19 protein-coding genes and 1 pseudogene are annotated in these 18391 nt (G+C 62.0%); 16 read left to right on the forward strand and 4 right to left on the reverse strand.

Going from position 1 to position 18391, the window contains the following annotated elements:
- Nucleotides 1–102: 102 nt before the first annotated feature.
- On the reverse strand, nt 103–783 hold the full coding sequence (locus N1058_RS16285) for a GntR family transcriptional regulator (protein ID WP_265518707.1): 681 nt from the start codon (nt 781–783) through the stop codon (nt 103–105).
- Nucleotides 784–883: 100 nt separating this feature from the next.
- On the opposite strand from N1058_RS16285, the gene N1058_RS16290 reads away from it, so the two are divergent.
- The 4 genes from N1058_RS16290 (at nt 884) to N1058_RS16305 (ending at nt 4110) form a co-directional block, all read left to right on the forward strand.
- Nucleotides 884–1579, forward strand: a complete 696-nt coding sequence (locus N1058_RS16290) for a GntR family transcriptional regulator (RefSeq protein WP_265518660.1) — start codon at nt 884–886, stop codon at nt 1577–1579.
- Nucleotides 1580–1657: 78 nt separating this feature from the next.
- The gene (gene aroQ / locus N1058_RS16295) at nt 1658–2101 is read left to right on the forward strand and encodes a type II 3-dehydroquinate dehydratase (protein WP_265518661.1); all 444 of its coding nucleotides are present in this window, start codon (nt 1658–1660) and stop codon (nt 2099–2101) included.
- Entirely contained in the window at nt 2101–3138 is a 1038-nt protein-coding gene (locus tag N1058_RS16300; protein ID WP_265518662.1) for a Gfo/Idh/MocA family protein, read from the forward strand. Before aroQ ends, N1058_RS16300 begins: the two co-directional genes overlap by 1 nt.
- Before the next feature lie 27 nt (nt 3139–3165).
- A complete protein-coding gene (locus N1058_RS16305; RefSeq protein WP_265518663.1) occupies nt 3166–4110 on the forward strand; it encodes an AEC family transporter in 945 nt (314 codons plus the stop codon).
- A gap of 214 nt (nt 4111–4324) precedes the next feature.
- Here N1058_RS16305 and N1058_RS16310 read toward each other — a convergent pair whose 3' ends face one another.
- The gene (locus N1058_RS16310) at nt 4325–4594 is read right to left on the reverse strand and encodes a nitrate reductase (RefSeq protein ID WP_265518664.1); all 270 of its coding nucleotides are present in this window, start codon (nt 4592–4594) and stop codon (nt 4325–4327) included.
- 274 nt (nt 4595–4868) lie between these two features.
- Between N1058_RS16310 and N1058_RS16315 the strand changes: the two genes are divergently transcribed.
- The 6 genes from N1058_RS16315 to N1058_RS16340 are packed head-to-tail and all read left to right on the forward strand — an operon-like array spanning nt 4869 to nt 11516.
- Nucleotides 4869–5441, forward strand: coding sequence for a cytochrome c oxidase assembly protein (locus N1058_RS16315; RefSeq protein ID WP_265518665.1), 573 nt, complete (start codon nt 4869–4871; stop codon nt 5439–5441).
- Nucleotides 5442–5500: 59 nt separating this feature from the next.
- Complete coding sequence (locus N1058_RS16320) at nt 5501–6544, forward strand: c-type cytochrome (RefSeq protein WP_265518666.1); 1044 nt, start codon at nt 5501–5503, stop codon at nt 6542–6544.
- Entirely contained in the window at nt 6541–7533 is a 993-nt protein-coding gene (gene coxB / locus N1058_RS16325; RefSeq protein ID WP_265518667.1) for a cytochrome c oxidase subunit II, read from the forward strand. The genes N1058_RS16320 and coxB overlap by 4 nt, the downstream gene beginning before the upstream one ends.
- A gap of 2 nt (nt 7534–7535) precedes the next feature.
- A complete protein-coding gene (locus N1058_RS16330) occupies nt 7536–8609 on the forward strand; it encodes a sodium:calcium antiporter (RefSeq protein ID WP_265518668.1) in 1074 nt (357 codons plus the stop codon).
- Nucleotides 8606–11143 carry a cytochrome c oxidase subunit I gene (gene ctaD, locus N1058_RS16335; RefSeq protein WP_265518669.1) on the forward strand — a complete coding sequence of 846 codons (2538 nt, stop codon included), beginning with the start codon at nt 8606–8608 and terminating at the stop codon, nt 11141–11143. Before N1058_RS16330 ends, ctaD begins: the two co-directional genes overlap by 4 nt.
- Nucleotide 11144: 1 nt before the next feature.
- Nucleotides 11145–11516: a hypothetical protein gene (locus tag N1058_RS16340; RefSeq protein WP_265518670.1), complete on the forward strand. Its 372-nt coding sequence runs from the start codon at nt 11145–11147 to the stop codon at nt 11514–11516.
- Between the two features lie 122 nt (nt 11517–11638).
- Here N1058_RS16340 and N1058_RS16345 read toward each other — a convergent pair whose 3' ends face one another.
- Nucleotides 11639–12511, reverse strand: a complete 873-nt coding sequence (locus N1058_RS16345) for an SDR family oxidoreductase (protein ID WP_265518671.1) — start codon at nt 12509–12511, stop codon at nt 11639–11641.
- Between the two features lie 272 nt (nt 12512–12783).
- On the opposite strand from N1058_RS16345, the gene N1058_RS16350 reads away from it, so the two are divergent.
- The 6 genes and pseudogenes from N1058_RS16350 to N1058_RS16375 all read left to right on the forward strand — a co-directional run bounded on the left by N1058_RS16350 (nt 12784) and on the right by N1058_RS16375 (nt 16867).
- The gene (locus tag N1058_RS16350; protein ID WP_265518672.1) at nt 12784–13602 is read left to right on the forward strand and encodes an alpha/beta fold hydrolase; all 819 of its coding nucleotides are present in this window, start codon (nt 12784–12786) and stop codon (nt 13600–13602) included.
- 47 nt (nt 13603–13649) lie between these two features.
- Nucleotides 13650–14477: an NmrA family NAD(P)-binding protein gene (locus tag N1058_RS16355; protein WP_420848003.1), complete on the forward strand. Its 828-nt coding sequence runs from the start codon at nt 13650–13652 to the stop codon at nt 14475–14477.
- The gene (locus N1058_RS16360) at nt 14477–14959 is read left to right on the forward strand and encodes an anthrone oxygenase family protein (RefSeq protein ID WP_265518674.1); all 483 of its coding nucleotides are present in this window, start codon (nt 14477–14479) and stop codon (nt 14957–14959) included. The genes N1058_RS16355 and N1058_RS16360 overlap by 1 nt, the downstream gene beginning before the upstream one ends.
- A 32-nt stretch (nt 14960–14991) precedes the next feature.
- Complete coding sequence (locus tag N1058_RS16365; RefSeq protein WP_265518675.1) at nt 14992–15579, forward strand: putative glycolipid-binding domain-containing protein; 588 nt, start codon at nt 14992–14994, stop codon at nt 15577–15579.
- Nucleotides 15580–15942: 363 nt separating this feature from the next.
- A pseudogene (locus N1058_RS16370) lies at nt 15943–16044 on the forward strand (LysE family translocator); the annotation flags it as partial.
- Between the two features lie 190 nt (nt 16045–16234).
- Nucleotides 16235–16867, forward strand: coding sequence for a LysE family translocator (locus tag N1058_RS16375; protein WP_265518676.1), 633 nt, complete (start codon nt 16235–16237; stop codon nt 16865–16867).
- On the opposite strand, the gene pdxR is transcribed toward N1058_RS16375, so the two are convergent.
- Complete coding sequence (pdxR, locus tag N1058_RS16380; protein WP_265518677.1) at nt 16864–18321, reverse strand: MocR-like pyridoxine biosynthesis transcription factor PdxR; 1458 nt, start codon at nt 18319–18321, stop codon at nt 16864–16866. The two genes, N1058_RS16375 and pdxR, sit on opposite strands and share 4 nt — an antisense overlap.
- Nucleotides 18322–18391: the final 70 nt, after the last annotated feature.

Here is an 18391-nt window from a genome sequence, read left to right on the forward strand (position 1 = left end):
CTTTTTGAAATGGCCTTGCCGGCCCCAGCCACGTCAACGTCGCACAGGCGGGCGATCTTTTCAATACACGATCTATGTTTTATAGGATGATACGTCGTTTCGTCAGGCAGAGAGACGTTCCGCTACACGGGCCTGAATCGAATGCTCGACCCCATTCAAGATGTGCCGCCGCAGAATCGTCTTGCCCGCCTCCGCATCGCGCGAAAGCGCGGCCTGCATCAGATCGCGATGGTCCCTGGCCGCTTCCTCACCCCGAAAAGTCAAGGTAAGCATTTGATATCGCAGGTACTTATCAAAGATTTCGCCATGGGTGGACAGCAGCAGCTGCGATCCGCACGCTTGGATCAGAGCCCTGTGGAATTCCCAGTCGTAGCGCTTCCAGGTCTCACGCACCGACAGGTCTCCACTGATCATCTTGCGCTCCATCACATTGAGCTTGTGATGAGCCGCCACCACCGACGCCTCCCAGTCCACGTCGCCATCGGTGAAGGACTGTTCGAGCGCATGGCATTCCAGAAGAATGCGCAGATTGGCGATCTCCGTCAGGTCCTCGTCGGACACCGGCGCGACGGCGAAGCCCTTCTGCCCCTCGGCCCTGACAAAGCCGTCTGCCGCAAGGCGTGCAAGGATTTCCCGCAAGGTGGTGATGCTCACCTTGTAGCGGTCGCGCAGCTTCTCCAGGCGCAATCGGGCGCCGGGCGCCAGCCGCCCGAAGATGATGTCGTTGCGGATCAAACGGTAGGCCTGTTCGCCGACAGACGGGATGGATTCTTGGTCTAACATAAGGAGGAAAATAGCAGAGCTTGTTGCTTTTGCCATAGAGGCTTTCTTGTGATATTCGAAAAATAATTGATTATTTTCCAAATCCAGCATGAAAGACCGCATGAACGCGCTCGCCGACATCCGAAAGGAAACGCTGTCCAGCCGCATTGCGGCGGATCTGCGATCGTCCATCCTGCGGGGGGATATTGCGCCGGACGAGAAGATCAATCTCGACCGCGTTCGCGAGCAATTCTCGACCAGCGTCACACCGCTTCGCGAAGCAATGTCGCGGCTGGTCGCCGATGGCCTGGTGGTCTTCGAGGATCAGCGCGGCTATCGCGTCACACCGGTATCGCTGCGGGATCTCGATGAGGTCGTCCGCCTGCGCACGGACCTTGAAACGCTGGCTCTTGGCTATGCCATCCAGTCGGGCGATCTGGACTGGGAGGGCCGCGTCGCCGGAGCGCTCTACAAGCTGACGCGCGGCGAACGGAATGGCGATGCAGAAAACGATGTCGAGACATGGGAGCGCGCCCATGCCGATTTCCACCTGACCCTGATCGATGGCTGCGGCATGCCGCATCTGATAGGGTTCTGCCGCATGCTCCACAATCTCAACGACCGCTATCGCCGCATCTTCCTCGAACGGCCCGCCGGCGACCCCGACCCTGACGGAGAGCACCGCAGGATCGGCGAAGCCGCGATGGCCCGGCGCGCCGACGAGGCCACGGAACTGTTGAAGGCCCATATCGCCCGCACCGGAGCCCGCCTGCGTACAGCCCTTCAAGCGCGCTCGCAGAAGGAACCGGCGAAGTGAGGGCCCTACACCCTCGAGCACGGCACTGCCTCATTGCCTTCGACCCATTATCCCACCGAAAAAGCTGACGGAATCATCATGGCTAAGAAGATCTACATATTGAACGGCCCCAACCTCAATCTCCTGGGCAAGCGCCAGCCGGAAATCTATGGCCATGAGACCTTGGCCGATGTGGAAAGCGCCTGTCGCAAGGAGGCGTCGAACGCCGGGCTGGAGATCGCCTTCCACCAGTCCAACCACGAGGGTGCGATTATCGATCTGATCCACGAAGCACGAGACAGCGGGGCGGGCATCGTCATAAATCCGGGGGCGCTGACGCACACATCCATCGCCGTCCTCGATGCGCTCAACGCGTTCGAAGGGCCGGTTCTCGAAGTGCACATCTCCAACGTGCACAAGCGCGAGAGCTTCCGGCACCATTCCTATGTCTCCCTGCGGGCCGATGGCGTCATCGCCGGCTTCGGCACCCAGGGCTATCAGCTCGCCGTGCAGCGCATGATCCGGCTTCTGGGAGTGCAATAATGGCGGTGCGGATCGGCGTGGCCGGCGCAGGCGCGATGGGCGTGCGTCACGTTGAAGCCATGAGGGCGTGCCGCGACGCCGAACTGGCTGGCATCGTCGATCCATCGGGTAGCGCGGCCGCTTATGCCGAGCAGGAAAAGGTCGACCATTTCACCAGCCTGGCGGATGCATTTTCATCCGGAAGCCTGGATGCAGTGATACTGGCGACCCCCAACCAGCACCATGTGGAAGGTGCGCTCGAATGCATCGAGGCTGGCATTCCCGTGCTGGTGGAGAAGCCGCTGGCAACCGACCTTGCCGGCGCGCTCCGGCTCGTAGGGCGTGCGGAAGCGCTGAACGTTCCCCTTCTGACGGGCCACCACCGCCGCCATAACCCGCTGGTCCAGGCCGCCAAGGCGCGCATCGAGGCCGGCGATCTCGGCCGCATCGTCGCCGCCCACGGCATGTTCTGGGCGATGAAGCCGGATGACTATTTCGACATCGGCTGGCGGCGTCAGAAGGGCGCCGGCCCCATCTATCTCAATTTCATCCACGACATCGACCTCATGCGCCATCTGGTGGGTGAGGTCGCGTCCGTCCAGGCAGTCGAAACCAACGCCATCCGAGGCAACGAGGTCGAGGACGCGGCCGGAATGCTGATGACCTTCGACAATGGCGCGATCGGCACCTTCACGGTTTCAGACAGCATCGTATCGCCGTGGAGCTGGGAGCTCTCCTCGCGCGAGAACCCCGCCTATCCGCCGGCCGATGCGACCTGCTACTGGATCGGCGGTACGCAGAGCTCGCTGGAGCTGCCGAACGCGGCACTCTGGTCGCACGCCGAAAAGCCAAGCTGGTGGGAACCCATCGGGCGAACGCCGCTCATGCGCCATTCCGCCGACCCGCTGGTCCTGCAGGTGCAAAACCTCGCCGACGTCGTGGCCGGCCGCGCGAGGCCGGTCGTCTCCGGCCGCGAGGGATTGAAGACACTGGCCATCATCGATGCCATCAAGGAGGCGACAGCCTCGGGAAAGACGGTTGAACCTGGCCGCTTCTGAGAATTTCGAGCTGAAAAGCATCCTGAAATGGCGATATTGCCCTCCATTCTCCCGCTTTTTGCGGTCATAATCGTCGGTTTCATCGCCATTCGCAGCGGTTATGTGGTGGCCGAACAGATAAAGCCCGTCAGCGATTTCGTCGTGAAGATCGCGCTTCCGGCCCTCATCTTCAACGCGCTGACGTCGGTTCCGCTGGCCGAAGCGGTGAGCTGGTCGTTCATGGCCGCTTATGCAGGCGGATCGATGTTCATCTTCCTTTTCGGAATGCTGGCCGCCCGCAATCTTCTGGGAATGGAAACCGGCCATTCCGCCCTCGCCGGTCTTGGCATGGCAAACTCCAACAGCGCCTTCATGGGGTATCCGATTGCGCTGACGGTGATCGGCGCCCCGGCCGGCGCGCTTCTTGCCCAATGCATGATTATCGAGAACCTGGCGCTTATTCCACTGGCCATGGCGATCGCCGACTCGGCGCGCGCCGGCGGCGGCAATGGCTGGCGCCCGGCGCTCGGGCAAGCGGCGCGCAACGTCGTTCGCAATCCCATCATCCTGGCGATGCTCGCGGCGGTTCTGGTCACTGTCGTCGGGCTGCCGGTGCCTGGCGTCATCTCCTCGGCGATCGACATGCTGGCGCGCATCGCGGCACCGATCGCGCTCTTCGTCATTGGTGGCACCCTCGCCTCGCTGCCGCTCGCCGGTGTCTACCGCAGGGTGAGCCTGATCGTCGCCGGGAAGCTGCTGCTGCATCCGCTGATCATCTTCGCCGCGCTCAGCCTGGCGCCCGGCATCAGCGAAACTACATTTATCGGCGGCGTGATCTTCGCCTCGGTTCCCATGCTCAGCATCTATCCGTTATTGGGCCAAAGAAGCGGCATGGTGCTCGTCACTGCTACCGCGCTTCTGGTGGCCACGGTCCTGTCCTTCATAACCGTTCCGGCGGCAATCGCCATCGTTCAGCATTTGCAGGCCCCTTGAAACGGCACTGCCGGGCGAGTTCGACACGATCTCAGCCCGACCTGTCGGATTGCGAAGGGTTCTTCGTCCTATGGTCAGCGTTGGCGAAAACGCATGAGATGGAGAGGAGAGCCCCATGTTTAGAGCACGAACCTCGAGAAGTCCTTGCCATCCTTCGGGGTAATTCCATCTGACTGCAAAAGCTGTGGGCGCCTTTCTCGCGATACTGCCTTGCTTAACCGAGAACGACTCGCGCAACATCATCTTCCGTCACGTCGACCATCGGCCGCTCGATCCTGAAAGCCTGCGGGCTTTGCCCCGGCCGCAATATGCCGATGACCGTTTCGACGTCCGGACATCCGGGTTCGCGGCAGGTGATCTGACTGACCGACACGACGACCTCGTCCTCGAGTCCTAACCGCGTCCGCAACCATTTCTTGATCAGCGCGGATTCGGCGGGCGAGCGACGCGGCCTCGGTGCGAACAGATTTGCAAAGCTACTCATTCCTTCAACCCTTTCCCGTCGGTAGACGGAGCGCGATGGCCTCCCGCATGTTTTCTCCTTCGCAGATTCGGCTTATTATGTAATAACATAACAAATCGGCAGACGATGTTCTAGTATTACGCTATCGGCATCATGCAAACGTCATGTGCGAGGTGAAATTCCCTACGCGGCTACCCCCCCCCGGATGTGCGATTTCTGGAGGTTGTCCCTTTGTACGCCCCGGACAACTCAGGAATGCGGGGGAACATTGAGGCAGCTTTCGTGTTCAACAGCCATGGTGGATTTGACTGGCCATCTCGCAAACCATATGGCTCTGCACATCCTGGCGATGAACTTGCTGGCGCCAGCCCTAGTATATGCGCGGCATCGGGCGCGGCGAAACGTTTTGCTGCCGTCGACCGGTATCGCGACATCGTCCGCCTTGCAGCTTGCGATCTTATGGGCCTGGCACGTTCCAGCGGCCTTCGCTACGGCCTCTACTCAACCGATCATGGCCGCTGCGATGCATCTTTCGCTGTTGCTGGCGGCGCTCCTGTTCTGGCGCGCGGTATTTCACGCCGCAAGCGTCTCGCCATGGCGTTCGATCGCCGCTCTTCTGGTGACCGGAAAGCTGTTCTGCCTGCTTGGCGTCCTTCTCGTCTTTTCGCCCCGGCCGCTTTACGAGCCAACGGGTTATCCGGCCACCATGTCCACGGCCATCCTGCTGGCTGATCAGCAAATGGCGGGCCTGCTCATGCTCATCATCTGCCCCCTTACCTATGTGCTCGCCAGCATCATAATCGCGCACCGCTGGATCGCCTCGGACGAGCAGAAGGGTGGATGGCTTTTCGAGCGGTTGCGGCCGTGAGATTGCATTATCCGCGTGATCTGAGCTGGCGAAGGGCGTTGCTCTGGCTTGTGGCCTACTTGGCGATAGGTGCAGTCGGAGCCACGCTCTTTGCCGCCTCGGGCATCTACAATGTCGCGGCCTCCGTACAGCATTTCCAGATAACGGAGCGCATCATCAAGTTCGTTCTCAACCGGTCGGTCGCAGTCCACAGTCCCGACGAAGTGCCGACGGATATCGGCGACGACCGCCTGGCACAACTGGGTGCACGCCATTTCCGGCTTGGCTGTGCCCCATGCCATGGCATGCCCGGCGAGGACGCCAGTCCGGTCATGCAGCAGATGTACCCCGCGCCTCCGAGGCTTGAGCACGCCGCGCTGAAATGGGAGGCGGCCGAACTCGCCTGGATCATCGACAATGGGCTGAAATTCACCGGCATGCCGGCCTGGGCCGGGCAGGGTAGAATGGACGAGGTCTGGGCGTTGGTCGCCTTCCTGCGCCGTCTGCCAAATGCAGATAAACAGGAAATCTCCGAACTTGCCGGCGGCCCCGATGGGATTCCCATGCTCGCCGATCAATCGACGGTAGCGCAATCCTGTATCTCCTGCCATGGAAACCAGGAGCAGCCGCCGGTCTCGCCGGAAGTACCATCGCTTTCCGGTCAGCCTCGGGCCTATTTGCAGCGCGCATTGTTGGAATACCGCGCCGATCTGCGCCAGAGTGGCATGATGGAGCCGATCGCCGAGGCGCTTGACGATGCAGCGATCGAACGTCTCGCCAGCCGCTTCGCCGCTCAATCACTGCCTGTCGCGCAAAACCTGGAACTGACACGCGGAGAAGTCGATCGCGGCCGGACCATCGCCACGGTCGGACATCCGGGTGGCAACGTGCCGCCATGCCTTTCATGCCACGGCGCCGGAGCTTCGGAACTGTTCCCGCGGCTTCGAGGGCTCTCGCAAGAATATATCGTCGGCCAGTTGCACCTCTTCCAGTCAGGCTCCCGCAGCCAGACCGCGTATGGTGCGATCATGTCGACCGTAGCCCGCCGTCTGACAGCCGAAGACATGGAAGACGTCGCAGCCTTTTTCGCTGGTCAGCCTGAAGCGAGGACCGCCGGCCGATGACGTGGCATGCGCGCATAGCATCCCTCGGCGGGATGCTCCCCATTCTTGCCGGATGCGGCGGCGTCCAGTCGGCACTGGAGACGACAGGACGCGAGGCGGCGGACATATATTTCCTGTTCATCGTAGCCACGGCGCTCAGCATAGCCATCACGCTGCTGGTTCTGGTCCTGCTCGTGGTCGTTCTGTGGGGGCCGTCGAAATGGCGCGACCGGCTTGGCTCCGACCGGGTCGTGATCGGCGGCGGCGTTGTGCTGCCGATCGTCCTGCTCAGCCTGCTGCTCGGCTACGGCCTATTCGTTCTGGACGCGGGCGCCTCGCGCACCGCGCACGCCAAAGATGACGGCATCACGATCGTCGGCAAGCGCTGGTGGTGGGAGGTCGCCTATGCCACGGCTGACGGTGAACAGGTTGTCAGCGCCAACGAATTGCGCCTACCGGTGGGGCGGCCCGTGACCCTTCACCTTGAAAGCGACAACGTGATCCACAGCTTCTGGGCTCCCCAACTCGCCGGCAAACTGGACATGATACCAGGCCGCACCAACAGTCTGGTCGTCGAAGCGACGGAGCCGGGCGTCAGTCGCGGCCAATGCGCGGAATATTGCGGTGGGGCGCACGCGCTCATGGCCTTCTTCATCATAGCCATGCCGCCCGATGAATATGATGCTTGGCTGCAGGAGGAAGCCGCGCCGGCACGCGCACCCGAGACCGGGATTGCGCAGCGTGGCCAAGCCCTTTTTCTCGAAAATGGCTGCGGTGCCTGCCACACGGTGCGCGGAACCCAAGCCGGCGGGACGATCGGCCCCGACCTCACCCATGTCGGCTCACGCCGCTCGCTGGCGGCAGCGACCCTTCCCAATGATGCGGAGGCCTTTGCCCGCTGGATCAAGGACAATCAGCACATCAAGCCCGAGAACCTGATGCCTCCCTACGAAAACCTCGAGCCGGACGATCTTACCGCCATAGCGGCATATCTGGAGGGGCTGGATTGAACATGCCTGACTTCAGCGCGCTCCCCCTACCCCTGAACCTCGTGCTTTTCACGGCGGGGGCCGTTGTCGTGTGGTTCGCCGGCAGCCGCCTCACCTATTATGCGGACGCCATCAGCAACGCCACGGATATCGGCCAGGCCGCCATCGGCATCATGCTCCTGGCGGGCGTTACCTCGCTTCCCGAAATCGGCGTGACGGCCACCGCTGCTATTGCCGGCAATGCCGACCTCGCCGTCAACAACCTTTTCGGCAGTATCGCGCTGCAGGTGGCCGTGCTTGCCGTGGTCGACTTCCTGATCGGAAGAAAAGCGCTTACTGCAGCGGTGGCTGATCCCACCGTCATTCTCCAGGGCAGCCTCAACATCATCATGATTTCGGCGGCCGCCGCGGCAATGGTCATCGGCGATGTCAGCGTCTTCGGTGTCGGCTTGTGGGCGTGGGGAGCGATCGCCGCCTATGTCTCCTGCATCCACATACTGTCACGGGGACGAGGGCGCCGGCCCTGGCTCGCCGCCGGCAACGAGCGCGTGGAACGGGAGCCGGTCGGGGAGAACCAGGACCACGGCTCGTCAGCCTCCGACCGCGAGTCCAAAACCCTGCGCAGCCTCGTTGTAAAGACTGCCGGGGTCGCGGCGATCATCCTCGTGGCGGGATATGTCGTCGCCAAGTCCGGCGAAGCGATCGCGGAACAGACCGGCCTCGGTTCAAGCTTTGTAGGTTTCGTGCTGGTCGCCATTGCCACTTCCCTGCCGGAGCTCAGCACCGCCCTGTCGGCCGCAAGGCGCGGCCTTTTCACAATGGCGATATCCGACATCCTGGGCACCAACCTGATCAATATCGCGATGATCTTCCTGGTCGACCTGCTCGACACCGGTGAGCCGGTGATCGGTCGCATGGGCCCCTTCGCGATTTTCGGCGCGTTGCTGGCGGTGGTGCTGACGGCGCTGTTTCAGGCTGGCGTGGCTGAGCGGCGCGACAAGGCCATCCTGCGCATGGGCTACGACTCTCTGCTGGTGCTCATCGTATATGTCGGCGGCGTCGTCCTTCTCTATACCTTGCGGAGCACGGGAACATGAGCAACGCGAACCACAAGCTTCCCAATCCGGAACCGCGCTCCGAACGCGAAGTCGACGAACTCCTGCGCATTTGGGCGACACCCAAAGGCTGGAGGATCATAACCGCCGTCAACAACACGGTGATCGGCCTCCTCTACATTGGTGCCGCTTTCCTCTTCTTCCTGATGGCCGGGGCGTTGGCGCTCTTGATGCGGACACAGCTGGCTGTGCCGGAGAACGATTTCCTCAGCCAGGACTTCTACAATCAGATCTTCACCGTGCATGGCACCACGATGATGTTCCTGTTCGCCGTGCCGGCGGTAGAAGCCCTGGGGGTGATGCTCCTGCCTCAGATGCTCGCCGCGCGCGACCTTCCCTTTCCGCGCCTCAGCGCCTTTGCAATCTGGGCCTATGTGGTCGGCGGCCTCGTCTTCTTCTCGACCGTTTTCTACGACCTGGCGCCCAAGGGCGGCTGGTTCATGTACACGCCGCTGACGCTGAAGGAGTTCTCGCCCGGCGACAATGCCGATTTCTGGCTGCTTGGCATCGGCTTCATCGAAATCTCGGCCATCGCCGGCGCGGTCGAGATTGTCGTCGGCACGCTACGCACCCGCCCGCCGGGAATGTCGCTGACCAAGATGCCGATCTTCGCGTGGTCGATGCTGATCTTCGCGGCCATGATCATGTTCGCCTTCCCCGCGGTTATCCTGGGAACGATGCTGCTCGAGATTGAGCGTTCCTTCGGTTGGCCGTTCTTCACCGCAGCCAAGGGCGGTGATCCGCTGCTCTGGCAGCACCTGTTCTGGTTCTTCGGCCATCCGGAAGTCTACATCATCTTCCTCCCGGCGGCGGGCCTTGTTTCGATGATCGTTCCGACCATGGCCCGCCGGCCGCTGATCGGCTACCGGCTGATCGTGGTAGCGCTTATCGGCACAGGTTTCTTCTCGTTCGGCCTGTGGGTTCATCACATGTTCACCACGGGTATTCCCACGCTCAGTCTCGCCTTTTTCTCGGCGGCGAGCATGGCTGTCGCGATACCGTCCGGCATCCAGGTCTTTTCCTGGATCGCCACCATGGCGGCGAGCAAGGGCCGCTTCCGCATCAACACGCCATCGCTCTTCGTGATCGGCTTCCTCGTCATCTTCACGATCGGCGGAATGACCGGCATAATGGTGGCTCTGGTGCCGGTGGATTTCCAGGTGCACGACACATATTTCGTGGTCGCCCATTTCCACTATGTGCTGATCGGCGGAATGGTGTTTCCGCTTTTCGCCACCTTCTACTACTGGATGCCGATGGCGACGGGAAAGCTGTTGTCGGAAGCGCTCGGCCGCTGGGTGTTCTGGTTGATGTTCGCCGGCTTCAACATCGCCTTCTTCCCGATGCACGTAACGGGCCTGCGGGGCATGCCGCGCCGAGTGTGGACCTATCCCGGCGATCTTGGCTGGGATGCGCTTAACATGGTCTCGACCGTCGGCGCCTATATCTTCGCCGCCGGCGTGCTCGTCTTCCTGTTCGACCTTTCGCGCAGCCTCCTTTACGCCAAGGCCGCACCGGACAATCCGTGGGGAGCCGGCACTCTCGAATGGCTGCCGAACGACCTTTACGCCATGCGCAGCATTCCCTTTGTCACCAGCCGCGAGCCGGTATGGGACCGGCCCAGCCTTCCCGAGGAAGTAAGGGCCGGGCATCACTTTCTGCCCAATGCGCCGACCGGAGGGCGCGAGACGATCGTCACCTCAGCCGTCGAAGCGGAACCGCAATACATCATCCAGATGCCCGGTCCCGGCTGGGCGCACCTGATCGCCGCAGTATTCACGGCGGCGTTCTTCCTGTTGCTGACGGTCAAGATCGTCGTGCCGGCGATCATCTGCGGCATTGTCGCCATCACCGCCTGCCTGGTCTGGGCATGGGGCCTCGATCCCGGGCCGTCCAAGGGAGAAGTGGAAATCGGCGCCGGCATCCGGCTCCCCACCTATGCGAGCGGTCCCTCGTCCCATTCCTGGTGGGCGATGATCGTGCTGATCTTCGTCGCCTCCTCTCTCTATATCGCCTATGTCTTTTCGTACCTCTATCTATGGGTGGTCTCTCCGGACGTCTGGGCGCCGCTTGGCTCTCCGGCCCTGCCGCCGCCCGCCTGGCCGGCGGCGAGCCTTCTGCTGACGCTGGCCGGCACGGCGGCAATATGGCTTGCGGGCCGCCTGCTTCCCGCCCCCGGCACGCGCAATGCCGTATCCCCGGGCCTCAACGCGGCGGGGGCGCTATGCCTCGTCGCCGCCATTGCGCTGGAAATCCTCGGACACTGGGGCACCGGGTTGCGTCCGACCGAAAATGCCTATGGCGCGCTGGTCTACATGCAGAGCGCGCTGAGCGGCCAGCTCGCCTTCGCCATTTTCATCATGAGCGGCTTCGCGGTCGCCCGGGCGGTGACGGGCAGGCTAGACCGCGTGCGCCGGGTCAGCTTCGACAACTGCGCCGTGCTCTACTATTACGCGGCGCTTCAACTTGTCGTCGGCCTGCTTTTGATTCACGGGTTCCCAAGGGTGGCGGGCTGACATGAGCGAACGTGAGGACTTTTTTCCGCCAACGAGGAAGCCTTCGACAACCGGCACCCTGGTCTATCTCATGTTCGGTCTGCTGGTCTGGGCGGCGCACCTCACCATTGTCTATGGCGGCCATACGCTGCTTTGTGCGTTGGGTTTCCCGCCGGAAGCGGCAAGCTGGCTGGTGATTGCGGCGACAGCGGGCGCGATGCTTGTCGTTGTGTGCTTCCTCACATGGCGGAAGCCGTGGGCTCGGATGACAAGCCTGCCGCCCGACCGGACAATAGACCTGATCGCCCGCCTGATCGCCATTCTGTCGCTCGTCGACATTTTGTGGGCAGGCGCGGCTATCGCCTTCGTAACCTCCTGCTCCCAAGGGAGGTAGCGGTTCCAGCGCTGAAATCTATGGAATTTTGCCGCCAGGCAGAATCACCTGACGTCCGCACGCAATGCGGAAAACCAAAAGCTGGAGCGTCCTTTGTTGCGTCCGAATGGACGCACGGCGTGCTAAAGCATCGGACGGCCGCCGGTGACCTCGATCAGCGCTCCGGTCGTATAGCTCGCCTCGGACGATGCCAGGAGCACATATGTCGCCGCCAGTTCCGCAGGCTGACCTGGTCGTCCCATCGGCGTGTTCTTACCGAAGTTTTCTACCCTCTCCGCCGGGAGGGTGGAAGGAATGAGCGGGGTCCAGATCGGCCCGGGCGCGACGGCGTTCACCCGCACACCATCGTTCGCGACCATGCCGGCAAGGCCGGCAGTGAAATTGGCAATGGCGCCCTTGGTTGTCGCGTAGGCAAGCAGCGAAGGCGACGGGTCGGTCGCGTTGATCGACGATGTATTGATGATCGAAGAGCCCGGCTTCATATGCCGCAGCGCCTCCTTGCACAGATAGAACATCGCATCGACATTCGTGCGGAACGTCAGATCCCACTCCTCCGTCGTGATGTCGTCGATGCTCGCGAAGCTCGCCTGATGCGCCGCATTGTTGATCAGTATGTCGAGGCGGCCGAACTCGTCCAATGTGCGCTTCACAAGCGACTTGCAGTGGCTTTCGTCACCGATGTCGCCCGGAGCCAGGATTGCCTTGCGCCCAGCATCTTCTACCCAGCGGGCGGTTTCCTCCGCATCGCTATCCTCGTTCAGATAGGAGATGACGACATCGGCTCCCTCCCGTGCGAAGGCAATCGCGACCGCCCGCCCTATCCCGGAATCCCCGCCCGTGATCAGCGCTACACAATCAAGCAGCCGGCCGTGCCCCTTGTAACTGTGCTCGCCGTGATCCGGCGTCGGATCCAGTTCAGCCGTCAGGCCTGGCATGTCCTGGCGCTGTTTCGGAAATGGCGGTTCGGGATATCCGGTTCGTAGATCATTTGCCATGGCAGACCTCAATATTGAACCGTCAAACCTGCCAGTACAGGTTTTGTTCCAGTGACGTGATCGGAAGCACATCGCTGAAAATTGGGTCCCCAAGGTTCGCCTGATTTGGACCTGTTCGGGGGCCATTCCAGAAATCAGGATGCCGCCTGAACTCAATGGCTGGAGACCAACAATTGCACCGGCGGCTGTTCCTTTCGCTGACGGCAGTGCCAATGCTGCCCACTTCTTTTCCGTCCTCAGTCACGGCACAAGCAGCTCAGGAGAAGAACGATATGACCACCCCCGCGGAAGCTGGATATGCCCCCGTCAACGGGCTTGAGCTGTACTACGAGATCCACGGCGCGGGTAAGCCATTGATCCTTCTTCATGGCGGTATCGCGGCATTCGAGCTCTTCGAAACGAGCCTGCCGGTCTTCTCCAAGAGCCGGCAAGTGATCCTCGTCCACCTGCAAGGACATGGCCGGACAAGGGATATCGATCGGCCGCTTCGGTTCGAATTCATGGCCGATGACATCGCTGCGTTGGTGGCTCACCTCGGTATCGGGAAGGCCGATGTGATGGGCTATTCCCTCGGCGGCGGCGTGGCCATTCAACTGGCGATCCGGCATCCGCAAGCTGTTGACCGGCTGGTGGTCGTTTCCGAGGCTATCAAGCGCAGTGCCTATTATCCGGAAGTCGTTGCCGCCTTCGACCAGATGGAGGCGATGGCGCCACAGATCGGTGCGAACGTCGCGCAATCTCCTCTGGCCGAGCTCTATTCCGATGTGGACTGGGTACAGCTTTTCACCAAGATGGGAGACCTTCTCAAGCGCGACTTCGACTGGTCCGAGCAATTTGCCGGGATCTCGTCGCCGACCATGCTGGTTTTTGCCGACGCGGACGCCCAGACGCCCGAATACATCATGGAGGTCTGGCGCCTTCTCGGCGGTGGCCAGCGCAATGCCGGACTTGATGGTTCGTTGAGACCGCAGGCGCGGTTGGCGATCGTTCCCGGTACGACCCATTACAACCTGGTGGCAACACCGGTCGTCGCGGAACTCGTCGCTCCCTTCCTCGATGCCGAATTGCCGCAGCCGTCGAGCGCAAACTGACAGCGCAATCCCCATCTCTTGCCAACCCTCCACGGGTGACAACAATGATAGACAACCGACCTATTCTCATCATTGGCGGACGCGGCAAGACCGGCGCCCGCGTCAACTCGCTGCTTAACGAGCGCGGCATTGCCACACGGCCCGTCTCACGCGCCAGCAATATCCCGTTCGACTGGACGAAGCGCGAAACATGGGCCCCGGCGCTCAATAGCGTCTCCAAAGCCTATGTTACTTATCAGCCCGATCTGGCGGTGGATGGTGCTGAAGAGGATATCGCCGAGCTTTCCCGTCTTGCGCGTGAAGAAGGGCTGGAGCATGTCGTGCTCCTGTCCGGACGCGGCGAGCCCGGGGCGCAGCGCGCCGAGGCCGCGCTGCAGGCTTCCGGCGTCGGTTGGACGAATGTACGGGCCAGCTGGTTTAATCAGAACTTTTCCGAGGGACCATTTCGTGACGGCATCCTGGCGGGCGAATTGGCGCTACCGGCCGAACCGATTCCCGAACCCTTCATCGACGCCGACGATATCGCCGATGTCGTGGTCGAGGCGCTGACCGCGGATGGTCACGCCGACCGGCTCTATGAAGTGACGGGACCGCGCGCGATCACCTTTGCCGAGGCGGTGGACGAGATGGCTAAGGCGGTGGGCCGGCCGATCCGCTACCGGCAGATTCCGGTGGAGGCGTTCGTCGAACAGATGCGGCCCTATGCGCCCGAAGACATCATCACTCTGCTCGTGGAGTTGTTCACGGTGGTGCTCGACGGCCGCAACGTCGAAGTCATGAGTGGGGTAGAAGAGGCGCTCGGGCGTGCGCCTGTCGATTTTTCGGACTTCGCAAGACGTGCGGCAGCGACCGGCGCATGGGAGGCTGGCAGCTGATGCAGACGGTCATTACCTCTCTTCTGTGGTTCGTGGCCATCGGATGCGGGTTGATTGCCGGTCTCTACTTCGCCTTCTCGACATTCATCATGACGGCTCTAGGTCGCATGGAGGCGGCGCAGGGTGTCGCCGCGATGAACTCCATCAACTCGACGATCGTCGGCTCACTGTTCATGCCGCTATTCTTCGGCACGACGATCGCCGCTGCCGCGCTAGCGGCGTTCTCCCTGCTACGCTGGAGCGAACCCGGTTCGGCGGCGATGCTAGCGGGCGGTCTGACCTATCTGATCGGCATGTTTGGATGCACGATCGTCTACAATGTACCGCTCAACAACGAGCTCGAACGGAACGCAGCCGGCGCGGCGGACGTATGGGTACGCTATTTGAAGGATTGGACCTTCTGGAACCACATACGAACCGTCGCCTCGACGGCCGCGATGGTGTTTTTCATCGTTGCGCTTCTTGCCGGGCGCTCTGACTAGCATCGACGAATCTGAACCTGACCGGAAGAAAGATGGAGATAAGCCAGTTTCGCAGGAACGCCGACGGGGAAAATGTCGCATGGGCCATATGGCGGCGACTTGACACGCCTGGACACGACGCAGCGCGACTCGTCCGGTCCGGGGCAGGGTATTTGCTGGCAGGAACCGCTGTATTCCTGCACCCCAAAGGACCCGCGTGCATCAGGTACCGGGTCCACGTCGACCACGAGTGGAACACTATCGACGGCCATGTTGAAGGGTTCGTCGCCGGGGAGACGGTTCGGCACGAAATCGGGCGCGACGGTGACTGTTGGCGGCTGGACGGCCGAAAGATGCCCGATACGGCACCGCTACGGGATCTCGATCTCGGCTTCACGCCGGCCACCAATCTGCTTCAACTGCGGCGCGCCGGGCCCCGGCTTGGTTGCAGCGTGGAACTGACCGTGGCCTGGTTCGATATCGGCGAAACCCGGATCACGTCATTACCACAGGCCTATGTCCGGCGAAGTGAGAGAACCTACGAATACTCGGCGCCGTCCGTTCCTTATGAGGCGGTGCTGGAAATGGCGCCGAATGGCTTCGTCCAAAGCTATCCCCGTCTATGGACGATGGAAACGTAGGCCGGGGCGAGGACACAGCAGGCATGATTGATGCAGCAGATCATCCATAACTCACGCGACCGCGTCTACGTCGCAATGCCGCTCTTCATCCAGCGAGCACGCATGGTGGAAATCGAAGCTATCGTCGCACCTTGAAATGCAATTTGCTGTCCCAAGAGAAACTGCCGAGATGCGCGGTGATGTCATGGCGAAGAGTGGAGAGCGCTACGACAACGAATACTGCTTCATATTCCGCTTCCGGGACGAAAGATCGCCGAAATAACTGAATATTGCGACAGCGACCTCATTGCGCGTCCTGGGCTCATACGAAGATGCGGTCGAAGCCGTAAAGGCTAAGTCCGGACGAAGCTGCGGAGACACAGAATGATCGACCTGACAACCTTGATTGCCTACATCGTCATCGTGCTGGGCTTCGTATTCATTCCGGGCCCGGCCACGCTGCTCACGGTTGCGCGCGCCACGAGTTTCCTCTCAACCGCCTTTTGCCCTCCGGTCATAGATTCCCAACTTGGCTCCATGGTTTTTCCGGATGGCGGAACTTTTGGAACACCACAAACGGGAGCTAATTGAGAGCTAGTTGTGTGCCGCGGCATACGCAAAGCCGGCGGCAATCTCAGGACAGCTGAGCCTGCCTGCAAGGACAAGGAGCCGACCGATGGCTGACGCCCACCTTCCCGGCCTTCTGCTCGCCTGGACCGCATATGGGCTGGGAATACTCAGTCCCGGCCCTAATGTGCTCGCCGTCATGGGAACGTCGATGGAACACGGTCGGCGGGCCGGCGTCACGCTGGCGGCCGGCATGATCAGCGGCACGCTCGTCTGGGGCACCGCCACACTGCTTGGGCTGACGACTTTGCTGGCAATCTACGCATCGGCCCTCACATTCATCAAGTTCCTCGGAGCGGCTTATCTTCTTTGGCTTGCCTATAAATCCTTCCGCGCCGCTCTGAGCAGTCGATCCGACCGTCCCGCCGGGCTCGAATACAACCAGGACGCCCGAAAGCTGTATGTCCGCGGACTGGCCATTCAGCTCAGCAATCCCAAGGCGGCGCTGACCTGGATCGCGATCATGTCGCTTGCGGTGCGCGAGGGCTCGCCCCTCTGGGTGGGGCCGGCAGTGGTCGCCGGGTGCCTTGCGATCTCTTTCAGCGGACACATCGCCTACGCGCTGCTGTTCTCGGCGCCGCCGGTCGGCCGCGTCTATCTGCGCACGCGGCGCTGGATCCAGGGCGGCCTTGGCGTCTTCTTCTGCTTCGCCAGCTGGAAACTGGTTACGGCGCGCTTCTAGATTGTGCCGAAACCCAATCCCGACAACTCGGCGATCGCCGGTTCAATATGTTTTGCCTCGATCATCCCGAAGCCGAATACGAAGCCCCTCTGCGCGGTGTCGCGCGAGGCATAGCGCGCGATATCCTCGACCCTGATGCCCCTCGCAGCGGCAGCGCCAACCACGGCCTGCTCGTCGCCCGGCGCAGTCAATGCCGCCGCGAGATGAACCCCGGCATGGGCGCGGAATGGGCGCAGATGATCGCCCAAATGGGTCTCCAGGGCAGAGCGCAGCGCCTCGTGCCTCGCCGAATAGATCCTGCGCATCTTGCGGACGTGACGCGCCAAATGGCTTTCGGCGATGAAATCGGCGAGCGCGAGTTGGTTGATCAGGGGGCTATGCTGGTCATTCAACTGCTTGGCCAGCGTCAGCGCGTAGCGCGCCCATTCCGGCGCCACGACGAAGCCCATCCGAAGGGCCGGGAACATGCTCTTGGAAAACGTGCCGACATAGAAGACCGAGCCCGAGCGGTCGAGCGTCTGCAACGCATCGAGCGGCATGCCGCTGTGTCGAAACTCGCTATCGTAGTCATCCTCGACGATGACAGCGCCGAAGCTCTCGGCGAAATCGAGCAAGGCCGTGCGCCGGCGTGCCGACATGGCGACACCGAGGGGGAACTGGTGCGAGGGCGTCACGCAGATGACACGCGCACTCGGCGGCAGCCGGTCCACGACAAGCCCTTCCTCGTCCACGGGAATGGAAAGGACTTTTGCGCCTGCCCCTACGAACGACCGGCGTGTCGGTCCGTATCCCGGGTCTTCCAGAGCGACCTCGGTTTCCCCCGGCGTCACCAGAATGCGTGCGATCAGATCAACCGCCTGCCTTGTGCCCGCCGTCACGACAATGTCCTCCGGCTGGCACGCAACCGCGCGAACGAAGGAGACGTGGCTGGCGATCGCCCGGCGCAGAACTGGTTCGCCGGCCGGATCGTGCTCATGGACCGGGCTTCTGGCAACCCTGCGTGCCGCGCGCGTCGAAAGCCGCTGCCAGATGTCGAACGGAAACTCGCTGTCGGGCATGCCAGCAACGAAGTCGTAGCGGTAGGTCTCGCCGCTGCACGTTTCAGCAAGCGGCCGCCACCCGCGCCAGATGGGAGCCAGCCGTTTGTCGGCAACAGGGTCGACCTGCAGCGGCGCCTTGCGGCGCTCCAGTCGCGGGCGCACATCCGCAACGAAGGTGCCCGCGCCCCTTCGCCCTTCGACATAGCCCTCGCTCAGCAACATGTCATAGGCAGCGATCACCGTGTTACGCGATATGCCGAGACCTCTTGCCAACGCCCGCGTCGGCGGCAACCGAAGTCCGGCCTGAAGCCGTCCGTCGATGATCGCGGCTCGCAATTGCCGGTGCAGCGAACGCAGAAGCTCGCGCGAACCCTTCTCCGGCAGGGCGATGGCGATGTCGAGAATTGGCTCCATGAACTTCCGACCAATAGACCTGTCTTGGAACCATATCGCCGGGCACTTTTGCCTGCAACGCACATTGCGT

This window comes from Nitratireductor luteus (assembly GCF_026162365.1).
Taxonomy (GTDB): Bacteria; Pseudomonadota; Alphaproteobacteria; order Rhizobiales; family Rhizobiaceae; genus Chelativorans; species Chelativorans luteus.

Bases quoted from the DNA above. Each gene is read 5' to 3' on its own strand.
- N1058_RS16345 (WP_265518671.1), bottom strand. From the start codon at position 12,511: ATGGCAAATGATCTACGAACCGGATATCCCGAACCGCCATTTCCGAAA.
- N1058_RS16350 (WP_265518672.1), top strand. From the start codon at position 12,784: ATGACCACCCCCGCGGAAGCTGGATATGCCCCCGTCAACGGGCTTGAG.
- N1058_RS16375 (WP_265518676.1), top strand. From the start codon at position 16,235: ATGGCTGACGCCCACCTTCCCGGCCTTCTGCTCGCCTGGACCGCATAT.
- N1058_RS16305 (WP_265518663.1), top strand. From the start codon at position 3,166: ATGGCGATATTGCCCTCCATTCTCCCGCTTTTTGCGGTCATAATCGTC.
- N1058_RS16315 (WP_265518665.1), top strand. From the start codon at position 4,869: ATGGTGGATTTGACTGGCCATCTCGCAAACCATATGGCTCTGCACATC.
- coxB (WP_265518667.1), top strand. From the start codon at position 6,541: ATGACGTGGCATGCGCGCATAGCATCCCTCGGCGGGATGCTCCCCATT.
- pdxR (WP_265518677.1), bottom strand. From the start codon at position 18,321: ATGGAGCCAATTCTCGACATCGCCATCGCCCTGCCGGAGAAGGGTTCG.
- N1058_RS16330 (WP_265518668.1), top strand. From the start codon at position 7,536: ATGCCTGACTTCAGCGCGCTCCCCCTACCCCTGAACCTCGTGCTTTTC.
- N1058_RS16310 (WP_265518664.1), bottom strand. From the start codon at position 4,594: ATGAGTAGCTTTGCAAATCTGTTCGCACCGAGGCCGCGTCGCTCGCCC.
- N1058_RS16285 (WP_265518707.1), bottom strand. From the start codon at position 783: ATGTTAGACCAAGAATCCATCCCGTCTGTCGGCGAACAGGCCTACCGT.
- aroQ (WP_265518661.1), top strand. From the start codon at position 1,658: ATGGCTAAGAAGATCTACATATTGAACGGCCCCAACCTCAATCTCCTG.
- N1058_RS16300 (WP_265518662.1), top strand. From the start codon at position 2,101: ATGGCGGTGCGGATCGGCGTGGCCGGCGCAGGCGCGATGGGCGTGCGT.
- N1058_RS16340 (WP_265518670.1), top strand. From the start codon at position 11,145: ATGAGCGAACGTGAGGACTTTTTTCCGCCAACGAGGAAGCCTTCGACA.
- N1058_RS16290 (WP_265518660.1), top strand. From the start codon at position 884: ATGAACGCGCTCGCCGACATCCGAAAGGAAACGCTGTCCAGCCGCATT.
- ctaD (WP_265518669.1), top strand. From the start codon at position 8,606: ATGAGCAACGCGAACCACAAGCTTCCCAATCCGGAACCGCGCTCCGAA.
- N1058_RS16360 (WP_265518674.1), top strand. From the start codon at position 14,477: ATGCAGACGGTCATTACCTCTCTTCTGTGGTTCGTGGCCATCGGATGC.
- N1058_RS16365 (WP_265518675.1), top strand. From the start codon at position 14,992: ATGGAGATAAGCCAGTTTCGCAGGAACGCCGACGGGGAAAATGTCGCA.